The sequence below is a fragment of the Streptomyces sp. bgisy159 genome (genome assembly GCF_057707805.1).
Genome location: NZ_JBYIQX010000035.1, coordinates 47,699 through 69,917, shown reverse-complemented (window position 1 = coordinate 69,917; position 22,219 = coordinate 47,699). Strand labels below are relative to the sequence as shown.

At 71.1% G+C, this 22,219-nt stretch carries 15 protein-coding genes and 2 pseudogenes; 8 read left to right on the top strand and 9 right to left on the bottom strand.

Annotation, left to right across the window (positions count from 1 at the left end; all coding sequences use genetic code 11):
* The first annotated feature begins 106 nt into the window (after window positions 1–106).
* Window positions 107–1,168, top strand: coding sequence for an ABC transporter permease (locus AC3ET3_RS27265; protein WP_432138534.1), 1,062 nt, complete (start codon window positions 107–109; stop codon window positions 1,166–1,168).
* Between the two features lie 189 nt (window positions 1,169–1,357).
* Here the strand turns inward: AC3ET3_RS27265 and AC3ET3_RS27260 are convergent, their stop codons facing one another.
* Window positions 1,358–1,936 carry a fasciclin domain-containing protein gene (locus AC3ET3_RS27260; protein ID WP_432155655.1) on the bottom strand — a complete coding sequence of 193 codons (579 nt, stop codon included), beginning with the start codon at window positions 1,934–1,936 and terminating at the stop codon, window positions 1,358–1,360.
* Between the two features lie 803 nt (window positions 1,937–2,739).
* Between AC3ET3_RS27260 and AC3ET3_RS27255 the strand changes: the two genes are divergently transcribed.
* From AC3ET3_RS27255 to AC3ET3_RS27235, 5 genes and pseudogenes are all read left to right on the top strand, one after another.
* Entirely contained in the window at window positions 2,740–3,360 is a 621-nt protein-coding gene (locus AC3ET3_RS27255; protein ID WP_435613045.1) for a hypothetical protein, read from the top strand.
* Between the two features lie 321 nt (window positions 3,361–3,681).
* Window positions 3,682–4,146: pseudogene (locus AC3ET3_RS27250) on the top strand (LamG-like jellyroll fold domain-containing protein); the annotation flags it as partial.
* 194 nt (window positions 4,147–4,340) lie between these two features.
* Window positions 4,341–6,350: pseudogene (locus tag AC3ET3_RS27245) on the top strand (hypothetical protein); the annotation flags it as partial.
* Window positions 6,281–7,096 carry a hypothetical protein gene (locus AC3ET3_RS27240; protein WP_432138536.1) on the top strand — a complete coding sequence of 272 codons (816 nt, stop codon included), beginning with the start codon at window positions 6,281–6,283 and terminating at the stop codon, window positions 7,094–7,096. The pseudogene AC3ET3_RS27245 and the gene AC3ET3_RS27240, both read left to right, overlap by 70 nt.
* 57 nt (window positions 7,097–7,153) lie before the next feature.
* On the top strand, window positions 7,154–7,441 hold the full coding sequence (locus AC3ET3_RS27235) for a hypothetical protein (protein ID WP_432138537.1): 288 nt from the start codon (window positions 7,154–7,156) through the stop codon (window positions 7,439–7,441).
* 157 nt (window positions 7,442–7,598) lie between these two features.
* On the opposite strand, the gene adhE is transcribed toward AC3ET3_RS27235, so the two are convergent.
* From adhE to AC3ET3_RS27215, 4 genes are all read right to left on the bottom strand, one after another.
* Window positions 7,599–10,202, bottom strand: a complete 2,604-nt coding sequence (adhE, locus tag AC3ET3_RS27230; RefSeq protein ID WP_432138538.1) for a bifunctional acetaldehyde-CoA/alcohol dehydrogenase — start codon at window positions 10,200–10,202, stop codon at window positions 7,599–7,601.
* Window positions 10,203–10,938: 736 nt separating this feature from the next.
* Complete coding sequence (locus tag AC3ET3_RS27225; RefSeq protein WP_432138539.1) at window positions 10,939–11,844, bottom strand: S1 family peptidase; 906 nt, start codon at window positions 11,842–11,844, stop codon at window positions 10,939–10,941.
* Between the two features lie 211 nt (window positions 11,845–12,055).
* Complete coding sequence (locus AC3ET3_RS27220; protein ID WP_432138540.1) at window positions 12,056–12,907, bottom strand: S1 family peptidase; 852 nt, start codon at window positions 12,905–12,907, stop codon at window positions 12,056–12,058.
* Between the two features lie 644 nt (window positions 12,908–13,551).
* Window positions 13,552–14,736 carry a DUF5685 family protein gene (locus AC3ET3_RS27215; protein WP_432138541.1) on the bottom strand — a complete coding sequence of 395 codons (1,185 nt, stop codon included), beginning with the start codon at window positions 14,734–14,736 and terminating at the stop codon, window positions 13,552–13,554.
* Window positions 14,737–15,089: 353 nt separating this feature from the next.
* Between AC3ET3_RS27215 and AC3ET3_RS27210 the strand changes: the two genes are divergently transcribed.
* Window positions 15,090–15,527: a cell division protein SepF gene (locus AC3ET3_RS27210; protein ID WP_432138542.1), complete on the top strand. Its 438-nt coding sequence runs from the start codon at window positions 15,090–15,092 to the stop codon at window positions 15,525–15,527.
* 37 nt (window positions 15,528–15,564) lie between these two features.
* On the opposite strand, the gene AC3ET3_RS27205 is transcribed toward AC3ET3_RS27210, so the two are convergent.
* Both AC3ET3_RS27205 and AC3ET3_RS27200 read right to left on the bottom strand, forming a co-directional pair.
* Window positions 15,565–16,737 carry an acyl-CoA dehydrogenase family protein gene (locus AC3ET3_RS27205; RefSeq protein ID WP_435613044.1) on the bottom strand — a complete coding sequence of 391 codons (1,173 nt, stop codon included), beginning with the start codon at window positions 16,735–16,737 and terminating at the stop codon, window positions 15,565–15,567.
* Between the two features lie 115 nt (window positions 16,738–16,852).
* Entirely contained in the window at window positions 16,853–18,514 is a 1,662-nt protein-coding gene (locus AC3ET3_RS27200) for an MFS transporter (protein WP_432138544.1), read from the bottom strand.
* 750 nt (window positions 18,515–19,264) lie between these two features.
* On the opposite strand from AC3ET3_RS27200, the gene AC3ET3_RS27195 reads away from it, so the two are divergent.
* Window positions 19,265–20,611 carry a phosphatase PAP2 family protein gene (locus AC3ET3_RS27195; RefSeq protein WP_435613043.1) on the top strand — a complete coding sequence of 449 codons (1,347 nt, stop codon included), beginning with the start codon at window positions 19,265–19,267 and terminating at the stop codon, window positions 20,609–20,611.
* A 51-nt stretch (window positions 20,612–20,662) separates the two neighbouring features.
* On the opposite strand, the gene AC3ET3_RS27190 is transcribed toward AC3ET3_RS27195, so the two are convergent.
* Both AC3ET3_RS27190 and AC3ET3_RS27185 read right to left on the bottom strand, forming a co-directional pair.
* Window positions 20,663–20,878, bottom strand: coding sequence for an I78 family peptidase inhibitor (locus AC3ET3_RS27190; RefSeq protein WP_432138546.1), 216 nt, complete (start codon window positions 20,876–20,878; stop codon window positions 20,663–20,665).
* A 337-nt stretch (window positions 20,879–21,215) separates the two neighbouring features.
* The gene (locus AC3ET3_RS27185; protein WP_435613042.1) at window positions 21,216–22,202 is read right to left on the bottom strand and encodes a helix-turn-helix transcriptional regulator; all 987 of its coding nucleotides are present in this window, start codon (window positions 22,200–22,202) and stop codon (window positions 21,216–21,218) included.
* Window positions 22,203–22,219 lie beyond the last annotated feature (17 nt).

Genomic DNA, 22,219 nt, shown 5'->3' with positions numbered 1-22,219 from the left:
TTCCAACCGCTCACCCCCACCATAGACCAAATCCCGAACGTATGTACGACAGCCGTTCGGGCGCCTCCCACCTGCGGAAACACCACCCGCCCCGGACTGTGGGGACATGACGCACTCCCCCTTCCTCGACGAGGTGAAGGACGCGGTCACCCCACGGGCCACGCTGCTGGTCCTGGGCGTGGTGGCGCTCTCCCTGCTGTTCATCACCTCCTACGTGGGAGCGCTGCACGACCCCGACCCCAAGGACGTGCCCTTCGGGGTGGTCGCGCCCCGGGCCGCCGCGCAGCAGACGGTGGACCGGCTGGAGGGGCTGCCCGGGGACCCCCTGGACCCGCGGACGGTGGCCGACGCGGCGACGGCCCGCCGGCAGATCCTGGACCGGGAGATCGACGGCGCCCTGATCATCGGCGCGGCCGGCACCACGGACACCCTGCTGGTCGCCTCCGGCGCCGGTAGGGCGCTGGCCGGCACCCTGGAGGACGCCGTCACCGCCCTGGAGACGAACCGGTCGCGCACCCTGCGAACGGTCGACGTGGCCCCGGCCGACACCCAGGACGCGAACGGACTGACGTCCTTCTACGTCACCGTCGGCTGGTGCGTGGGCGGCTACCTGTGCGCGTCGATCATGGCGGTCAGCTCGGGCGCCGGCCGCACGAATCCCCGGCGCGCGGTCATCCGGCTCGCCGCGATGGCCCTCGTCGGAATCGCGGCCGGACTCGGCGGCGCGCTGATCGTGGGCCCCGTCCTGGGCGCGCTTCCCGGCAGCTTCGCGGCCTACTGGGGCCTGGGCGCGCTGATCGTCTTCGCGGTGGGCGCGGCCACCCTCGCCCTCCAGAGCATGCTGGGGCTGGCCGGCATCGGGGTGGCCATCCTGCTGGTCGTCATCCTGGGCAACCCGAGCGCCGGCGGTGCCCTGCCCCCGCCGATGCTCCCCCCGTTCTGGAAGGCGATCGGCCCCGCACTGCCCCCCGGCGCCGGCACCTGGTCGGCCCGCTCGATCGCCTACTTCAACGGCAACGCGCTGACCGGCCCGATGCTCGTCCTGTCGGCGTGGGCGGTCGCCGGAACCGCCGCGACCCTGCTCACAGCCGCACTCCGCGGACGGCGGCCGGCCTCCGACCTCGACAGACCCGACCACCACCCGGCGGGCGCCACCCGAGTCCGGTAGTACTCCGGCAGTGTCCCCGACGGCGGACGCGGCTGCGGCGGACGCGGCTGCGGCGGATGCGGCGGATGCGGCTGCGGGGGACGCGGCTGCGGGGGACCCGGCTCGGCTTCGGCGACGTCGGTGGGAGCCACGCGCGAAGGAGCCCCCGTTCCGGCGTCCACACGGGGCGCCCGGAACGGGGGCTGTGGGTCAGGACGGGGGCTGGAGGACTCCGTCGATGACGTAGATGGTGGCGTTCGCGGCCTTGATGTTGCCGCAGACGATGTTCGTATCGCCGTTGACCTTGAAGTCGGTACCGGAGCCCGACGTGGTCAGTTTGCCGCCCTCCAGCGTCGTGAAGGAGCCGTTGGAGAGTTGGTCCGGCGTGATCCGCTTGTCCACCACGTGGTAGGTCAGCACCTTCTGCAACTGCTCCTGGTCGTTGAGCAGCGAGGTGAGCTGCGATGCCTTCATGTCCTCGAACGCCTGCTGGTCGGGGGCGAAGAGGGTGATGTCGGGCTTCCCGTCGAGGGTGTCACCCAGCTGCGCCCTGACCACGGCTGCTACCAGCTGACTGAGCTGCGGGTAGGCAGACGCGGCTTCCACCACCTTGTCCTTGGCCGTATCGGCCTTCTGGGAGAGCGCCGAACAGCCGGAACCGAACGTGCCGGAGGGGCTGGGAGACGCATCCTGTGCGTGGCTCTGTGACGTCAGCCCTCCGAGGGCGAGCGGGACGGCGACCACGACCGCCGCGGTGGCCTTCGCTGTACGCGTGCGGGTGAACCTCATACCAAACCTTCCTCCCGGGAGAGGGCGTCTTACCGAGGTCTGGACTGCGGCTGTCTTCGTTTCCGCCGAGCGGGGTGAGGGAACTGCAACGCCCGCTCGGCGTCGGGGCCCTCGTCCCCGTGCCACTCATCGAGCGTATGCAGCAAGCGCCCGGAGTCGCATTTCGAGGCCGGTGAGCGCCCCGCTTACCGTTCCTGACATGCGGGTTCGCGCCGCTGACGTCTCCGGGCCCTGGCCTCGGCGACTGGAGACCACTCGTGTCGCGATCGCGGATCACCCCGGCTACCGACCGCGGGCGTTCAGGAACAGCGCCGCCTTCCGGACCGACCCCTGCACCGGGGCGTGCCCTGGAGGACCGCATCCGGGCGGCGGATCACGCGGACGGACTCCTCATATGCAGCGCCGAAGGCCCGTTCCCTGCATCGAAAGCAGCCGAACCAGCCGTCGACCGACTCATACCAGCCATCGACGCCATGCGGCCGGCAACCGTGACCGGTCAGTCGGACCAACACCTCGGGCGTGAAGTCACCGCTACGAGCCGAAGGCCATAACCGTTGCAGATCAACCGAGTTGACGATCTCGGTGACCTGCTGCCCGCCCGCCCGACAGCTAACCGCCGGACCCGGGAAACGCCCCTGACGCAGTGCGAAAGAAGCCAACATGATGCGCCACCATTGCCCAACCCAGTTGATCACCACATGATCTTCACGCTTCACGCATAACGAAAACTTAAGGAAACGGGCGGGGGCGTGTTGGTCCAAAGACAGCGGCTCGGGTGGCGTCAGGCGGTGAGAAGCGGGGCAATGGCCGTCGCGCTCCTCGGCGGAGCGACTCCTGTGCTCGGGGCCGCAGCGACTCCCGCACTCGCCGATGACGGGACCACCTCGGTCGCAGCCGACAGGACTCCGGAGGCGGAGGCGAGCGCGCTCGCGGCGCAAACCGGTGAGCAGGTGCCCGTGGACGCGGCAACCACCGAGTCGTCCCAGGTCTTCGCCAACCCGGACGGCACCTTCACCCAGGAGATGAACGCAGCTCCAGTCCGTGCCCGGCAGGACAACGGCGCCTGGGCGCCTATCGACACCACCCTCGTACGCACGGTCGACGGCGCTGTGCGCGCGAAGAACACAGCGGCAGGTGTCGCATTCTCGAACGGTGGCAGCGGTGACCGGCTGGTCACGCTGAAGGACCGGGGGCACACGCTGCAACTCAGCTGGCCCACCGCACTCCCCGAGCCTCAACTCGACGGCACCACCGCCACTTACGCCGAAGTCCTCCCCGACGTGGACCTGAGGCTGACCGCCCTGAGCTCCGGCTACACGTCAGTACTCGTGGTCAAGACCCCGGAGGCGGCTAAGAAACCCGGCGCTTGCGACGATCAGGATGAACGTCTCCGGCACCGGCCTGGACATCGCCCCGACGGCTGACGGCGGCTTCGTCGCGCGTGACAGCGACGGCACCCCCGTGTTCGAGAGCCCGGCGGGCCGCATGTGGGACTCGGCCGGCGACAGCCCCGCCGCCGGCACGACCGGCATCACCACACAGCTCGTCCGCACCGCATCGTCGGCCCAGGGTGGATCCCAGGGCAGCCCGGAGACGGCAGAGACCACCCCGTTGCCCGAGGCTGGAGGCGAGCCCACCTCTGAGGAGGGCCCCGGCAGCGGCGGCGCGAAGGCCGAACTCCCACTCAAGATCACCGGCACCACTCTGGAGATCACGCCAAGCTCTCCGACACCAGCAAGTCGTACGCGGTACAGGTGCTCGGACAGTCGGGGACCAGCCAGTCCTCGTGGGGAGTCTGGTACCAGCAGCCGGCCGGCAGCACGCAGGGATGGTGGGCGTTCGGCCGGCCCGACAAGGACGGCACCGGAGCCGTGTGGACCAGGAGCGACTCCACCGCATACACCACGGCGCAACTGGGCGTACCGGTCATGCTGACGGTCGTCTACGACGCGCAGGCGGCAGCCGACCCCGACGACACCTCCAAACTCGGCGCGCTCAAGCTGTACGTCGACAGCGCGCGGATGGGTGACGAGGGCGGTGTGTCGTACTCGGCGCCGTGGCAGGGCGGCGGAGCGTTCGAGATCGGCCGGGCGAAGATCGACGGCGCTGCCACGCGCTACTTCCCCGGAACGATCGACAGCGTCCGCGTCTGGGCCGGAGCCACCTCCGTCGACACAATCGCCAACCGGTACAACACCGAGCAGCGATAGCAGTACGCGGGGCAGGGCGGGACTCCACACTCCCACCCTGCCCCCACCCCGACGTAGCGCGTCCTTCACGGACTGCGCCATCCAGTCACGGCGGCGTACGGGCGCAAGAGCCCCGCGCCTCCGGCCCCCATCCGAGAACCGGGAAATCACCCTTGTCCACATCTCCCTTCCGCAAACGCTTGCCAGGGGCGGTCATACGCCGCTGGCTCGGCCGTGGTGCACTTGTCGTCTCCCTCTCCCTGCTTCCGCAGGTCGTCACTCCCTCGGGATACGACTTCGCCGCCCAGGCCGAGGCCTCAACGGCGCGCAACAAACTGGAGGACCGCCCCGACCCGAAGATCGACAAGGTGGGGGTACTCCGGCCGGGCACCTCCAAGGCGCCCAAGGACAAAGCCGCTACCGCCTCTCAGAAGACGCGTGACCGACTCACGAAGTCCGCATGGCCCAAGCCTGCCAAGGTTGCCACCGAGGTCCCCGTGACCGGCGGGGCCTCCCTCACCGTCGGCGGGCTCGGTGTGAAACTGGCCCAGGAGCCCGCCGCCCCGGCAGCCAAGCCGATGAAGAACAGGGCAGCGCCGAAGGCCACCGGACCTGCCGAGAAGGTGGCGCTCAGCGTCCAGCCCCAGTCCGCTGCGCAGAAGGCGGGCGTCAACGGCGTCCTCCTCACCATCGACCCGGCCGGAGCGGCGTCGGGTAAACCCGCTGGTGACACCGACAAGCTCCGAGTATCCCTGGACTATTCCTCCTTCAAGGACGTCTACGGCGGCAGTTTCGGCCCTCGTCTGCGGCTGGTGACACTCCCCGCGTGTGCCCTGTCCACTCCGGAGAAGAAGTCCTGCCGCACTCAGACCCCGGTGGCGGGCGCGGACAACGACGCGCGGTCCCAGACCCTGAGCGGCACCGTCTCCGCCCGCACCCTCGCAGCAGGAACCCCCATGCTGCTGGCAGCGGCTGCCGGCAGCTCGGGGGGCGGGGGTGACTACGGCGCCACACCGCTCTCCCCGACCGCGACCTGGGAGGCCGGTGGCAGCACGGGGGACTTCACGTGGAACTACCCTCTGAGGGTTCCCCCGGCGACGGCCGGCCCGTCCCCGAACCTGTCGATCTCCTACAACTCCGCCTCGGTGGACGGCCGCACCGCCGGAGAGAACAACCAGACCTCGGTGATCGGCGAAGGCTTCTCCATCACCGAGTCCTACATCGAGCGCAAGTACGCCTCCTGCAAGGACGACGGCCACTCAGGCAAGGGCGACCTGTGCTGGAAGTACGCCAACGCCACCCTCGTCCTCAACGGCAAGGCCGCCGAGCTGGTCAACACCTGCACCGACAAGGCAGCCTGTGACAGCGCGGCCCTGTCCCAGGCGTCCGGCGGCACCTGGAAGCTGAAGAACGAGGACGGGACCCGCGTCGAGCACCTGACGGGTGCCACCGGCAACGGGGACGACAACACCGAGTACTGGAAGGTCACCGACGCCTCCGGCGTCCAGTACTTCTTCGGCAAGCACCGGCTGCCCGGCTGGAGCAACAAGGGCACCGGCGACACCTCCGACGACGACCCGGTCACCAACTCCGTCTGGACTGTCCCCGTCTTCGGTGACGACTCCGGCGAGCCCTGCCACAAGTCCACCGGCTTCGCCGACTCCTCCTGCAACCAGGCCTGGCGCTGGAACCTGGACTACGTCGTGGACACCCACGGCAACGCGTCTTCGTACTGGTACACGCGGGAGACGAACCACTACTCCAAGAACGCAGACACCACCGTCAACGGCACCGCGTACACCCGGGGCGGCTACCTCAACCGCATCGACTACGGCCTGCGCAGCGACCTGGTCTACGCCGAGCCCGCTGCCCAGCAGGTCCGCTTCACCTACGCCGAGCGCTGCGTCGCCACCGGGGGCTGCACCAGTCTGACCGCGGACACCAAGGCCAACTGGCCGGACGTGCCCTTCGACATGATCTGCGCGGCCAACACCAAGTGCACCACCCAGATCGGCCCGGCCTTCTTCACCCGCAAGCGCCTGACCGACATCACCACCTCGGTGTGGACCGGCTCCGGCACCACCCGCCGAGACGTGGACACCTGGCATCTGGACCAGAGCTTCCCCGACACCGGTGACGCCTCCTCGCCGAGCCTGTGGCTGAAGTCCATCACACCTATCACCGCATCCAGACCTTCCAATACCGCAACCCGGACGGCAGCACCGGCACCGGCACCATGACCGCCACCGTTCGCACGACTGGCGGTCACATGGCGGCGCACGTCGTGTTCAAGAAGGGGCCCAGCCCGAAGCCCAAGCAAAGTGACGGAAAGTGCCATGCCTGCTGGGCTATGGGTACCAATCCCTCCTACAACCCGAACGCCAATGACATACCAGATGCAGGGAAACTGGCGACCTGGCAGAAGGTCCTCCTGGGCATCGTCGGGGTTGTAGCGTTGGCAGTGGCCGCAGCACCAGTGGCCGTTGAGCTGGGCGGCGGATTCCTGGCCTCTGCCCCTGTGTGTGCCGCGGAGATCTCAGAGGTCATCAGTGGCGGGGCATCCGGCGGCAGCGCTCTGGTCGGCACCACGGCCGCCTCTGTCGGCGCAAAGGTGCTGACCGCAGGCAGAGCGTTGTCGGAAGAACCGGCGACGTTGTACGGCCCGTTCCACCGGCTGTTCTCAGAAAAAACACAGACACCCGAGGTTGCTCGGAATATGGTTGAGTCCGGCGAGCTGTGGGGCACATACTCTCGATTCGGCGGCGAGCCTATGGCGCAAGCACATCTCGGCCCACTCCCGAAGGACGCAAAGCCGGGAAGCGTAGAATTTTACACGACCGTTCAACCCAAGTCCTCAAGCGTCACGAAATACGCCAGCTGGGAGGCTGGCACAGCAGAAGGCGTAGAGGAATTCACCTTGAACGGCGTGGATTACGCCAAAATCCCAGTCATCATCACAGAGGTGCGATAGGCAATGGAGCCGAGGACATTGAAAAGAGTCCCCGAACGGACTTTCAGCCTGCGCGACATGAGGTGGCTCGCCGCGATCGACATCGACCTTGCGTCATTGGAAGGAAAATGGGGTGATCCGGAGATCGTCTGCGACGCACTCGCGGAGTGGCTTTGCTTCGCCTTCTCCCTCGATGAAGGGGGAGCTTTTTTCCTCCAGCGGGAGACAGAGAACCCTCCCACACCTCTATTTATTCTGAGCGTAACCCGCGACCTCTTCTTCGCGGAGAGCGCTGCTCGGATTGTCGACGCACTGGGAATTCCCGAGACACGCATAGTCCATCTGAGCGATGAGTTCGTGCCCTAGCTCCTATTACATCAAGGGTCCGTCGGATTACCGACGGACCACGGATGGCCCGACTGGTTCCGTCCCTGACTCCCGGCACGACGGCAGACAAAAGCAGCCGAAGGGCGCCCCGCCGACCCGTAGGTCGTGGGGCGCCCTCCCCGGCGTGGCGCGCGGCTCACTTGCCGTAGTACGCCCGGCGCATCAGTTCCTCCATGTCGTCCAGCATCGGCATCCGCGGGTTGGCGGGGGCGCACTGGTCGGCGTAGGCGTTCATGGCCTGCTGGGGGATGGCGTTGAGGAAGGCCTCCTCGTCGACGCCCGCCGCCTGGAAGGAGGCGGGGATGCCGCAGCGGTCGCGGAGTTCCTCGACGGCGCGGGCGTAGGACTCCACACCCTCCTCGGGGGTTGCGGCCGGCAGGCCCAGCATGCGGGCGAGGTCCTGGTAGCGCTCGGGAGCCCGGTAGGTCTCGGCCTTCGGCCACGGGGTGGCCTTGTGGGTGACCGTGCCGTTGTGCCGGATGACGTGCGGCAGCAGCAGCGCGTTGGTGCGGCCGTGGGCGACGTGGAAGGTGTTGCCCAGGGTGTGCGCCATGGCGTGCACCAGGCCGAGGAAGGAGTTGGCGAACGCCATGCCGGCGATGGTGGACGCGTTGTGCATCCGCTCCCGCGCCTTCGGCGCCCTGGCGCCCTCCTTCACGCAGGTCTCCAGGTTCTCGAAGATCAGCTTGATGGCCTGGAGGCACTGGCCGTCGGTGAAGTCCGAGGCGTAGACCGAGACGTACGCCTCGGTGGCGTGGGTGAGGGCGTCGAAGCCGGAGTCGGCGGTCACCGTCGGCGGGAGGTTCATCGACAGGGTCGGGTCGACGATCGCCACGTGCGGGGTGAGCGCGTAGTCGGCGAGCGGGTACTTCTGCGCGGCCTCCGGGTCGGAGATGACCGCGAACGGGGTGACCTCCGAGCCGGTGCCCGAGGTGGTCGGGATGGCGATCAGCTTGGCCTTGTCGCCGAGCTGCGGGAACTTGTAGGCCCGCTTGCGGATGTCGAAGAACTTCTCCTTCGTGTCCGCGAACTCCACCTCCGGCCGCTCGTACATCAGCCACATCACCTTCGCCGCGTCCATCGGCGAACCGCCGCCCAGCGCCACGATGGTGTCGGGCTGGAACTCCCGCATGGCGGCCGCGCCCGCCCGCACGGTGGTCAGCTCCGGGTTGGGCTCCACGTTGTCGATGTACTGCAGGAGCACCGGTTCCTCACGGGAGTTGAGGATCTCGGTGACCCGGCGCACGAAGCCGATCTGCTCCATCGTGCGGTCGGTGACGACGGTGACGCGGTGCACGTCGGGCATCGCCTTGAGGTAGCGCAGCGCGCCCTTCTCGAAGTAGATCTTCGGCGGCACCTTGTACCACTGCATGTTGTTGTTGCGCCGTCCGATCCGCTTGATGTTGAGGAGGTTGACCGCCGAGACGTTGTTGGAGACCGAGTTGTGGCCGTACGAGCCGCAGCCGAGGGTGAGGGAGGGGATGAAGGCGTTGTAGACGTCGCCGATGCCGCCGAAGCTGGACGGCGCGTTGACGATCACCCGGATCGCCTTGACCCGCTTGCCGAACTCCTCCGCGAGCTCCTCGTCCTCGGTGTGGATGGCCGCGGAGTGACCGAGGCCGTCGAACTCGACCATCTCGGTGGCCAGCCGCAGCCCGTCCTCGGTGTCGGTGGCCTTCAGCGCGGCCAGGACGGGGGACAGCTTCTCCCGGGTCAGCGGCTCGCGCTCGCCGACCTCCGCGCACTCGGCGACGAGGACGGAGGTGCCGTCGGGCACGGTGAACCCGGCCTGCTCGGCGATCCAGGCGGCGCTCCTGCCGACCACCGCCGCGTTCAGCTTGGCCTCGGCGCAGTTGCCGCCGTGCGCGGCGACGCCGAAGAGGAACTCCTGGAGCTTCTCCTTCTCGGCGGCGGTGACGATGTGCGCGCCCAGCCGCCGCATCTCGGCGACACCGGCCTCGTAGACCTCGCGGTCCAGGATGACGGCCTGCTCGGAGGCGCAGATCATGCCGTTGTCGAACGCCTTGGACAGGACGATGTCGTGGATGGCCCGGCCGAGGTCGGCGTCCGCCGCGACGTACGCCGGGACGTTGCCGGCGCCGACGCCGAGCGCGGGCTTGCCGCACGAGTAGGCGGCCCGGACCATCGCGTTGCCGCCGGTGGCGAGGATCGTGGAGACGCCCGGGTGGTTCATCAGCAGCCGGGTGGCGTCCATGGACGGCTCGTCGATCCACTGCACGCAGTTCTCGGGCGCCCCGGCCGCGATCGCCGCGTCCCGGACGATGCGGGCGGACTCCACGGAGCACCGCTGGGCGCTCGGGTGGAAGGCGAAGACGATCGGGTTGCGGGTCTTGAGGGCGATCAGCGCCTTGAAGACGGTGGTCGAGGTGGGGTTGGTCACCGGGGTCATCGCGCAGACGACGCCGACCGGCTCGGCGATCTCGGTGATGCCGGTCAGCTCGTCGCGGTGGATCACCCCGGCGGTGCGCAGGCCGCGCATCGAGTGGGTGACGTGCTCGCAGGCGAAGATGTTCTTGACGGCCTTGTCCTCGAAGAGCCCGCGGCCGGTCTCCTCGACGGCCAGCCGGGCCAGTTCGCCGTGGGCGGCGAGGGCGGCGAGGGAGGCCTTCTTGACGATGTGGTCGACCTGCTCCTGGTCGTACGTCTCGAACCGGCTGAGCGCCTCCAGCGCGTTCTCCACCAGTGCGTCAACTCGGTCCTCGACCGGTATGACCTGCATGGCCGGCCCTCCTTAGTCACTGCGTTCGATGTGGCCCCGACTGCCTCCATTCGACACCAGCGGGGTGCGGCGGGGGATGCGAGAACGGCCCCTCCTTGGGGGGACGAAGGTCCCTGGTGGGGCCTGATACGTCCCGGCGCACCGGGGCGACGACGCTCCGGGGGCCGCCTGCCGCTCAGCCGGTCCGGGCGCGGCTCAGACGAGCGGCCCCGGGGGCACGGTGGTCCCCGGCCCGGCTCGCGCGGGTGGTGCGGCGGAAGGCGCGGGGGGCGCGACGGAACGGCGTCGGCGGATGACCGCCGTCGCGGCGAGGGTGGTCAGCCGCTCGCCACGACGGCCCGCCGCCCGGTCGTGCGCCGGCGCCTCGACCCGCGCCCTGTGGGGGGGTCGGCCCGCGCGGTAGTGGGGACCACCCGGGCCGGAGGGCAGGTTGACGGACGTTCACTGTCCCGAAGTGGTCGGGGAGCGCACAAGGTCGCTCCCCCGATGCACGTACGCTCTCCACCGCACGCCCCCCGCGCCTTCACGCCCCGCCGGCCTGCGCCCTCACACCCCGCGGGCCCGCGCCTTCACGCCCCGCCGGCCTGCGCCTCCACGCCCCCGCACCCTCACACCCCCGTGCCCTCACGCCGCGCCGCCGGACGACGACAAGCCCCCGCACGCCGGGGCGATCGGCGTACGGGGGCTCTGCTGTCGCGTGGTGCTCGAGGCGGACCGTGGGGGCGGCCGCCATCGGTCAGGGAATGTGCACCCCGTAGTAGCTCAGGGCCTCGGTCACCGGCTGGAAGAAGGTCGTGCCGCCGGAGGAGCAGTTGCCGCTGCCACCGGAGGTCAGACCGTAGGCGATGCCGCTGGTGGAGTAGAGCGGCCCGCCGGAGTCGCCGGGCTCGGCGCAGACCGTGGTCTGGATCATGCCGTACACGACGTCGCCGCCGCCGTAGTTGACCGTCGCGTTGAGCGCGGTGACACGGCCGCTGTGGATCCCGGTGGTCGAGCCGTCACGGTAGACCGTGGTGCCCACGCTCGGGGTGGCCGCCCGGGTGATCGTCGTGTTGCCGGCGCGGCTGGGCTTGGACACCGAGGAGTTGGTGTAGCGGACGATCCCGAAGTCGTTGGTCGGGAAGGAGGAGCCCACCGTGGAGCCCAGCGTGGTCGAGCGGGACGAGTTCGACCACCAGGTGCCCGCGCCGTCGGTGCAGTGTCCGGCGGTGAGGAAGTAGTCGGCGCCGCTGCTGCTCTTGACGTTGAAGCCGAGTGAACAGCGCCAGCCGCTCGCGTAGATGGCGTCGCCGCCGCCGATGTACTTCTGGAACTTGCCCGGCGTCTTCTTGATGGTGAGCGCGCCGGCGTTGGCACCGGCCTGCTGCTTGATCTTGTTGATCTCCGCCTGCGAGACGGTGCTGTCGACGGTGACCACGACCCGGTGGGTCTTGCTGTCGACGGCCCAGGCCGTGCCCGGGACGTCGGCCTTGAGCACCGAGGCTCCGGCGCTCTGGAGCTGGGCGGTGCTGAAGGTCGTGTTGCTCGCCGCGGTCGCGTTGGGGATCGCGATGGCGGCGGCGGCCACGAGTCCGGTGGAGAGGGCGATCAGCCGGTTCCGTCTCATGGTGCCGCTGGTGGGGGTGGTGCGCTTCATCCTCACTTTTCGTTCCCTCCAAGGGAAGTCGGGGGCCCGCGTGGGGTCGGGGCCCGTGAGGCGCAGTCGAGGGTCACGGCACGTCCGGATCCAGACATGCCGTGACCCTGACAAGCGCTGTGGGGGAGTATTCGGCCGAACGGCCGGTCGGCGCAAGGGTGTCTTTCGGCCGCGCGGTGCAGCCTTCAACAGTTGCCCGCCGGTGGCGGGAGAGGGTTCAGTAGAGACTGACCCCGTAGTCGCCGAGGGCCTCGGTCACCGGCTGGAAGAACGTGGTCCCGCCGGACCGGCAGTCACCGCTGCCGCCCGAGGTGATGCCGATCGCCTTGGAGCCGTCGTAGAGCGGACCCCCGGAGTCGCCGGGCTCGGCACACACGGTGGTCTGGATGAGGCCGTGCACCGTGCCGCCGCCCTGGTAACGAACCGTCACGTCCAGTGCGGTCACGGTTCCGCTGTGCACGCCGGTGGTCGACCCGTCGCGGGTCACCCTCTCCCCCACGTAGGCGTCGGCGGCGGTGTAGCCGCCGGGGTGGCCGAGCGCCGTGTTGTCGTAGCGGACCAGGGCGTAGTCGTCGCCGGGGAAGCTGTAGGCGACGGTCGGGCCGACGAGGGTGGTGTGCGCCGGGTCGGTGAACCAGGTCTTGGCGGACTTTCCGCAGTGGCCGGCGGTCAGGAAGTAGTACGTGCCGCCCTTGACCACGTTGAACCCGAGTGAACAGCGGTACCGGCCGCCGTAGACCGCGTCCCCGGCGGAGAGCAGCGGGGCGAAGACCCCGCTCACTCGCCGGATCCGCAGGGCGCCCGCGTCGCCGCCCGCGGCCCGGCGCAGGCGGGCGACGTCGGCCCGGGAGACGGTGCCGTCGGCGGTCACGACGACCCGCCCGTCCTCGGGGTCCACGTACCAGGCGGTGCCGTCGACCCCGGTGGCGGCCACGGCGTCCGAGACCCGGGCGAGGCGGGCCGTGTCGGCGACGGGAGCGGGGACGGCGCCCGCACCGGGTGCCCCGGCCAGGGTGGCGGCGAAGAGAGCGGCGGCGACGGCGAGCAGTCGGGTGCGCTTGGTTCTCACGCTTCCTCCTCCTGGAAGCTCCTTGTGGGAGCTTTCCGTGAGAGCGGCGGGCCGGGGGGTGAGGACCCGTGGGGGCGTGGCCTGAAATGGCGTGTCCCTGACACACGCCCCGCAGCGAGGATGACGCCGAAGCCGGACGGGCACAAGAGCGCCACAGGACGCTCACAGAAAGCGCCGTGAATCATCGTCGGACGACAACGACATCCGGGCGGGCCACCCGCGCGGACCTCCGGCTCCCGCACGGGGCCCTGACCACCGCGGGTGGCGCGCCGGGCGGACGAGGGCCCCGCTCCGAACGAGCGCCGACACCACGGGTTTCGACGGCAGCGCACCTCCGCCTCCGTACGGGCGCCGGACGCCACACGACGCCGAACGCCACACGGACGCCGGGCACCGGACGCCGCACGGGCACCTGGCTGGACACGTGCACCGGACGCCGCGGGGCAGGGAAGGCAGCCCAGACGGCAGCACACAGACGGCAGCACGGACGGCAGCGCAGACCTCGTCACCCCCCAGACCTCAGCGACCCCAGGCACCGGCCGCCGGACACGCGCCGGCGGACCCGCGCAGGCGCCGGCAGCCGCGCAGGTCTCGGCAGCCGCACAGGCGCCGGGCAGGAGCAGACAGCGGGCGGACGCACGCCGTCAGCAGTCGCAGGCGCAGCACTCACAGCATTCGCAGCACTCGCACCCCTCGCAGCAGTCACAGCCGCCGCAGCAGTCGCTGCACCAGCCGCCCCGCTTCTTGCGCGACCACGGGCCCTCGAACTCGTCCGCGCAGCACACCTTGCAGGTGCAGCACAGCCCCAGCGCGACCGCGCACCCGGCCAAGAACCCCCGCTTCTCCGGCCGGTGCGGGTCCCCGAAGGGCGACCCCGGCGCGCCGAACGGCGTCTGCGGAGCCTGGGACGGCCCGAACGCCCCCTCGACGACACCCGTGACAGCGCTCCCACTCCCGCTCCCGTGCCCGCACGAGCTGGCCCCGAACGCCCGGTCCACCGACCGCCCCAGCTCGTGCGCGAGCAGCAGATGGGCGAGCTTGCCGTCGACGAAGTCGACCTCCCGCAGCGCAAGCCGGATCCCGTGCAGGGCGTCGTCGGCGAGGCGCCGGGCCTCGTTGAGGGAGGTGCCCGTGGCCGTCAGGGGGTTCCACGCGCCCGACGCGGCGTCAGCTTCCCAGTCCTCCACGGCGTCCAGCAGATGCGCGAGCCGCCCGAACAGCCGGCCGGCCTCGGCGAGCGGCTCGGCGTTGCCGGGCCGGCCGGCGAGCACCGCGGTGTGGGCGAAGGCGGCCGCGGTGGCCGTCTCGGTCGGCTCGGTCACGGTCAGCAGCGGGGTGCCGGGGCCGGCGAGCGCCTCGATGCCGGTCTGCCGGTCGACCGCGTCGAGGAGGACCGCCGTGTCGAACCCGACGGCGATGCCGCCGCGCTCCCCCGCCCGCCCCCAGCTCCCGGCGACCCGGCGGGCGGCGAGCGCCACCGGACGCCGGGCCAGCAGCCCGTCTCCGTCGGCGACGTGGTCGCGCACCTTGGCGGAGGCGAGCACCAGCGACACGGCCGCGGCGAGCCGCGCGCCCTCGCCCCGGGCGACGGAGGCGGTGCGCATCCCGCGCAGCGGGCACGGCCCTGCCGTACGCCGCCACCCGGTGGCCCGCTCGGCCTGAGCCTCCGTCAGGACGGAGATGAGCAGCCCGTCGTAGTTGGTGACGACGCGGGCGAACTGACCGTGGTCCGCGCGCAGCGCGAGGCACAGTCCGCACAGGTGCGCCATCCACTGGGTCTTGAGTGTGTCCCCGAGCCGGTGCCGGCACGGCCTGACGATTCCGAACACGACGGATCCCCCGTTGCTGCGATTGCTGCCGATTGCTGCGCTTGCTGTCCCGCAAGGTCGAACCGCCGCATGTTATCGACCGATCATCATCCCGGACCCGCCCCGTACGGCCGCCGGGGTTCACCCGTACGCACCGCTCATCACCCGTACGCGGCGATGAGTCATATTTCACTCTCAGTCAGCATCCGTACACCGTAGGACCCTTGGCAGGCCCGGGCTCTGTACGGATTCGCTGTGCACCAGTACCGTCACAAACCCCCCGCGCGGCGTCTATCCACTTGGCGCGACATCCGCATCATGGACGACCATGGGGATGCGGAAAGCAAGAAAGACCGCTGTGAGAGGAGGCGTCCATGGGATCGGTGCGCAAGGCGAGTGCCTGGCTTGGCCTCGTCGACGACAACGATGACGAGCGTTACTACGACGACGACTACTCCGAGGGGACCGACGCCGGGGACGCCTGGGTCACCGACCCCCGGGTGAAGGTCGCCACGGACACGGCAGAGGAGAAGGGCCGCCGGATCGGCACCGTCACCCCGGACAGCTTCCGGGACGCGCGGGCGATCGGCGAGCTCTTCCGCGAGGGCGTCCCGGTGATCATGAACCTGACGGCGATGGAGCCGGCCGACGCCAAGCGCGTCGTCGACTTCGCGGCGGGGCTGATCTTCGGGCTGCGCGGCTCGATCGAGCGGGTCTCCACCCGTGTGTTCCTGCTGACCCCCGCCAACACCGAGATCGTCAGCGGGGACCCGGCCGCGCACCGCGCGGACGGCTTCTTCAACCAGAGCTGAGGCAGGGCCGCTCACCGGCCCCGCCCCGCCGCCGGGCTCAGCGGAAGGCGTCCAGCCCGGTGAGCGCCTTGCCCAGCACGAGCTGGTGCATCTCGACGGTGCCCTCGTAGGTCAGCACCGACTCAAGGTTGGTCGCGTGCCGCATCACGGGGTATTCGAGGGAGATCCCGTTGGCGCCGAGGACGGTCCGTGCCGTACGGCAGATCTCGATCGCCTCCCGTACGTTGTTGAGCTTGCCGAAGCTGACCTGCTCGGGACGCAGGCGGCCGGCGTCCATGCGCCGCCCCAGGTGGTGGGCGAGCAGGATCCCCTTGTGCAGTTCAACCGCCATGTCGGCGAGCTTGGCCTGGGTGAGCTGGAAGCCGCCGATGGGCCGCCCGAACTGCTCGCGGGACGTCGCGTAGGCGAGGGCGGTCTCGAAGCAGGAGCGCGCGGCACCCATCGAACCCCAGACGATTCCGTACCGGGCGTGCGAGAGACAGCTGAGCGGCCCGCGCAGCCCGGTGACCTCCGGGAGCACGGCGTCGGCGGGCAGCCGTACGTCGTCGAGGACGAGTTCGCTGGTCACCGACGCCCGCAGGGACCACTTGTGCTTGATCTCGGGCGCCGAGAAGCCGGGGCTGTCGGTGGGCACGACGAACCCGCGGATCCCCTCCTCGGTCCGCGCCCACACCACGGCGACCCCCGCGACGGAACCGTTGGTGATCCACATCTTGCGGCCGTTGAGGATCCAGTCCGAGCCGTCGCGCTTGGCGTGGGTCCGCATCGCGGCGGGGTCGGAGCCGTGGTCGGGCTCGGTCAGTCCGAAGCAGCCGATCACCTCGCCGGCGGCCATCGCGGGCAGCCAGCGCTGCTTCTGCTCCTCGCTGCCGAACCGGTGGACGGCGTACATCGCCAGGGAGCCCTGCACGGACACCAGCGAGCGGATCCCGGAGTCGGCGGCCTCCAGTTCCAGACAGGCCAGCCCGTACTGCACGGCACTGGCCCCCGCACAGCCGTATCCCTCCAGCGACATGCCGAGCGCGCCGATTCCGCCGAGCTCGCGCGCGAGATCCCGGATCACCGGCAGCTCGCCGCTCTCGTACCACTCGGCCACGTACGGCAGCACCCGCTCCGCGGCCCATCGCCGCACGGTGTCCCGGACGGCGAGGTCCTCGTCGTCCAGCAGGTCGTCGATACCGAGAGGATCAGCAGGGTCGAACGCCACCACGAGGCCCCCAAAAAACTAGCACCGCTAATTACAACGCCGTCCCCGACGTTACCGCCGACCGCCGCCACCGCACCACCCGCGGCCACCGGCGGCGAACAGCCGCCCACGAGAGCACTCACCCCTTGCCCCGGCCGGGCGCGGAGCGCACGTGGGCGGGCAGGGCCCCCACGGAGACGGGCTGCACGCGCGCGGGCGCCCGTTCCTCGCACTCGCGCGGCGCCGGCACCTCCACCGCCTCGCACTGCATCGTCCGCGGCAACCGCAGCGCCATGGCCGCCCCGAGCAGCAGCAGCCCGGCGCTCACCAGCAGCGTGACGTGCAGTCCGTGCACGAAGGAGTCGCGGGCCGCCCGCCGCAGCGCGTCCCCCGCCGGGCCGCCCAGGTGCCCGGCCACCTCGTACGCCTCCCCCAGCGAGTGCCCGGCGGACCGCGACGCCTCGGCCGGCACCCCGGGGACCGAGGCCAGCCCCGGGGCGTACGCCGCGTTCATCACACTGCCGAGCAGCGCGATCCCGATCCCGGCCCCCAGCTGGTACGACGTCTCCCCGACCGCCGCCGCGCCCCCGGCCTGCTCCGCGGGCGCCTCGCTCAGCATCGACTCGTACGCCGCGAACAGCGTCGTCTCCAGCCCGAACCCCAGGAGCACGAACCCGGCCAGCAGCAGCGCCGGGGCGTCGGCACCGCCCATCGCGGTCAGCGACGCCACGGCCGCCGCCGTCAGGCAGAAGCCCCCGCACACCATGCTCCGGGGCCCGAACCGCCGCAGCAGCCGCGCACCGGCGAGCCCCGCCGCCATCGCCGCGAAGGTCAGCGGTAGCAGTCGCAGCCCGGTCTCCAGCGGGGACAGCCCCAGCACCAGCTGCAGGTACTGCGCCGCGATCAGCTCCAGACCGACCAGCGCCAGCATCGCCAGCACGATGCACGCCACCGCCGTGCTGAACGCGGGCCGCGCGAACATGCGCAGGTCCACCAGCGGATGGGCGCGCCGTCGCTGGCGCCGCACGAACAGCGTCAGCAGTCCGCCGCCCGTCGCCAGCGCCAGCACCGTCAGCGGGCTGTCGGCCGACTCACCGCCGCCCAGCCGTTTGACGCCGAGCACCATGCCGAACAGCCCGGCCGCCGCCATCAGCGCGCCGGCCACGTCCCACGGCCCCTCACCGCTGCCCCGCGACTCCGGCAGCAGCATCCGCCCCACCGGCAGACTGACCAGCATCAGCGGGATGTTGACGAGGAAGACCGACCCCCACCAGAAGTGCTCCAGCAGGAAGCCGCCCAGCAACGGCCCCACGGCCGCGCCCACGGCGGCCACCGCGCTCCAGATCCCTATGGCCAGCGCCCGCTCGCGCCGGTCCGGGAACACCTGCCGCAGGATGGACAGCGTGGCCGGCATGATCATCGCGCCGCCGACGCCGAGCAGTCCGCGCGCCACGATCAGTACCTGGGCGTCCGGGGCGAAGGCGGCCAGCGCGGAGGCGACCCCGAACAGCGCGTAGCCGAGCAGCAGGACGCGTCTGCGCCCCACCTTGTCGCCGAGCGTCCCGAAGAGGATCAGCAGCGAGGCGCAGACCAGCGGGTAGGTGTCGACGATCCAGAGCAGCTCCATGGCACCGGGCCGGAGGTCCTCGGTGACGGCGGGTACCGCGACGTGCAGCACGGTCGCGTCCACGGCGACCAGCAACAGGCTGACGCAGAGCACGACGAGGACGACCCAGCGGCTGGCACCGGCCCCGGCCGCCCGACGGCGCGACGCCGAGGCGGCCGTGGTCGTCCCGGACATGTACGTACCTCCCAGGTTTTCCCCCGCGTCCGGCGGGCTCGCGGGGTGGGGACGCCCCGCGGCTCGGCCGGGGAGGAGCGGTGTCCCCGGCCCGCGCAGACGAACGACGAGTGACACGCAGCGTACGCGAGTTCGCGCGCCGGTCACGTGGCGGACCTCTCACACCCCACGGAGAACCCGTGTGGCGTACGCCACTCCCACGAGTCCCTCCAGCACGCCGATTCCCATAGGCCCCGGCTTGCACACGCCTGCCGGGAACCGGGGTGCGCTCGGGCCCCCGTACTGACCGCAGGGGCGCGCGAGGCTCTGCTCCGTTCGCGCGGCACCGGAGCGCGACCGGCCCGCACGGCGCGCGCGCCGCGGGGCACGCCGCCGGAGCCGACACCGACCCACCATCCCGGCGCGCTCCGTGATCGCACGGCGCCCTCGCCGACCTGTGCGCTCCACCCCCGCTCCGCGCGCCCTCCGCCCTCCCGCCGTCGGGGACCAGCCGCCGCGGCTCACCAACGGCCGGTGACGGGTGAACGGCTCCGGTCAGCAGTGAATGGCGTCCGACCATTCGGTGAACCGTTTCGTAAGCCGACTAAAACGCGCCCGCACAGCAGCCAAAACAATTGGAAGCGCCCGCGTTCTCGGATTGCCCATTCCTACGGAATAAACATCATCCTGAGAGCAATCCCACATCACATCGTCATCACAAAGCCGTTGATTCGCCGGGTAACGCAGCTCACGCGCTGTAACGTCAATCGGGTGCGTACCGAACGAAACCTCACCCGTCTGGACCGGGTGTTCGCCAGGCTGGACCGGGAGCCGGAACGACCGGCGCTCCGCGACATGCCCAGCATGAGCCGGCACCGGGTGGCCCTGTTCGCGGCGACGCTGGCGTTCTACCTGGCCATCGTGTGGCTCGTGGTGACGACCTCCTGGCTGGTCCGGCTGGACTGGCAGGTCATGTTCTTCCGCCCCTATCAGCAGTGGCCGGAGGTCCACGCCTTCCTCGACTACTACGTGGTGCTCGGCCAGCGCGGCCCGACCGCGGTGATGGTCGCCGCCTGGCTCGGCTGGAGATCCTGGCGCCAGCACACCCTGCGCCCCCTGCTCACCCTGGGTGCCTCACTGCTGCTGCTGAACCTCACGGTCGGCGCCGCGAAGATCGGCATGGGGCGGCTGGGACCTCACTACGCGACCACCATCGGCTCCAACGAGATGTGGCTCGGCGGCGATATATTTCCGAGCGGTCACACCGCGAACGCCGTGGTCACCTGGGGAATCCTGGCCTACCTGGCGTCCACGCCCAGAGCCCGCCGCTGGCTGTCCGCGCTGTCCGCGGTGACCTCGCTCGGCGTGGGACTCACCACCGTCTACCTCGGTACCCACTGGCTGAGCGACGTCCTGCTCGGCTGGGCCGCGGGACTGCTGATCCTGCTGGCGCTGCCCTGGTGCGAGCCGCTGATCGCCCGCTCCGAGGCGTGGATCCTCGCCCTGCGGGACCGTCTGCGCGACGGCCGCACCGGTACGGCCCCGGCCCCGGTGGTGGTACCGCTCCGGGCCCGGCCGACCTCGGCCTCCTCCCTGGGCGAGGCCGCGACGGGTGCGGCTGCCGAGACGATCACGGCCCCCCACGAGACGGCCGCGGTCCCGGATGCCGGCGTCCTCCGGACGGCCGCCCCACCCCAGGAGGCAGCCCCGGACCGGGACGCGGTCCTGGCCCGGGAGGCAGCCCCGGCCCGGGAGGCGACCGCCGTACGGGAAGCAACCCCGGTACAGGAGGCGACCGCCGCGCGGAAGCCAACTCCGGCCCCGGCGCAGGAGGCGACCGCCGCACGGGAGGCAGGTGCCGTACGGGAGGCAGCCGCACGGGAAACGCGCGCCGGGCAGGAGACGGCGACCGCCCGGGACACCGCCCCGCACCGGGAGCCGGCCGCCCCGGTCCGTGGGTCCGCCGCCAGGCCGCCGGCCTACCTGGCCCCCGGCCCGCACCACGGCCGCTCCGAGCGCACCCCGGTCACTCCGGCCGGCAGCCGCAGACCGCCGCACGCCGACCGCGCCCCGCGCTCCGCGGCCACCTCCGCGGCCCGCCCGCTGACCGGCGGCTGACGGACCGGGCGCGGCGGGACCACCGGTACGCACCCACCCGGTCCCGCCCGCTCACCCCTTCCAGGCGCGGGCCACCCGCCCGTCGCGCACCTCGAAGTTCAGCCGTCCCACGCGGTACTCCATGGTGATGATCGCTCCCGGCGGCAGCGACCGCACCGTCGACCACCCGCGCTCGCGCGCGAGCCGCTCGGCCCGCTCGGCGTCGAGGCCGACATAACCGTCGGGGCTGTCCTGGGGCTCCGGGGGCGGAGTGGGAATGGGTGCCATACCGCCACGCTAGGCCGCCCGCCGCACGTCCGGAACCCCGGTGCCACCAACGGCGGATCACTCCGGTCACACTTCTGTCACAGGATCACGACACGCGCGCCGACCGCGATCCGTCACCGTCGGCCAGAATGAAACGCAGGGTCCCACGCCTCTCCGGTGTATTCGAACGCAATTCCCGATCGCGTCGGCGTTCCTTCGCCGAGTGGCCGGAAAACCCGCCGGAAGAAGCATTTCGTCAGGAGCGTCGGATTCGGATTCCGGCCGCTCACGGAGACCCCGCACCGCATAGGAATTGCACGGCATCTCCACAGAACCTCCGTACAGGTCGGCCGGGCCGTCAGCCGCCCGCTCCCGGCCCGTCCGCCCGGTCCAGCGCCCGGGACAGCCGGTCCCGCACCGTCCTGATCACATCGCTCAGCCCGGTCGGTTCCAGCACCTCGAAATCGAAGCCCATGAGCACGATGTGGATCACCATCACGTCGAGGCTCGCCGCCCCCGTGCGCAGTACGCAGGCATCGGGCCCGTCGGCCTCCAGCGTCCCGGCCGAGGGCGAGATCCGGTCGGCGGCGTCGGCCAGGGGCACCAGCAGCCGCACGGCCGCCTGCTCGGCGTACGCGCGCGTGGAGACACCGTGGGAGACGTAGGCGGCCAGGTCGTCGGCGGGCGGTTCGCGCGGGGCGAAGCGCGGACCGTGCGGCGGTCTCGGGGTGAGGCGGTCCACCCGGAACGTCCGCCAGTCGGCACGGTCCACGTCCCATGCGACCAGGTACCAGCGCCGCTCACTGCACACCAGGCGGTGCGGTTCGACCGTGCGGCGGGACACGGCGCCGTCGCCGCCCCGGTACTCGAAGCGCAGCCGCTCGGCGTCCCGGCACAGGTGGGCCAGCTCGGTGAGGACTGCCGGGTCGACGGCCGAGGAGCGCGGGCCGCGCAGCATCGGCACGGTGAAGGCGTTCAGGGCACCCACCCGGCGGCGCAGGCGCTGCGGCAGCACCTGCTCCAGCTTCGCCAGGGCGCGTACGGAGGTCTCGCCGATGCCGTCGATGCCCTGCCCGGCGGCGGTGCGCAGGCCGACGGCGACGGCGACCGCCTCGTCGTCGTCCAGCAGCAGCGGGGGCAGCTCGGCGCCCGCGCCGAGCTGGTAGCCGCCGCCGGTGCCGGGGCTGGCGTCGACGGGGTAGCCGAGCTCGCGCAGGCGGTCGACGTCGCGGCGGACCGTGCGCGCGGTGACGCCCAGCCGCTCGGCGAGCGCGGCACCGGACCACTCGCGGTGGGCCTGGAGCAGGGACAGGAGGCGCAGGAGGCGGGCCGAGGTGTCCAGCATGGGGGCCAGCCTGCCAG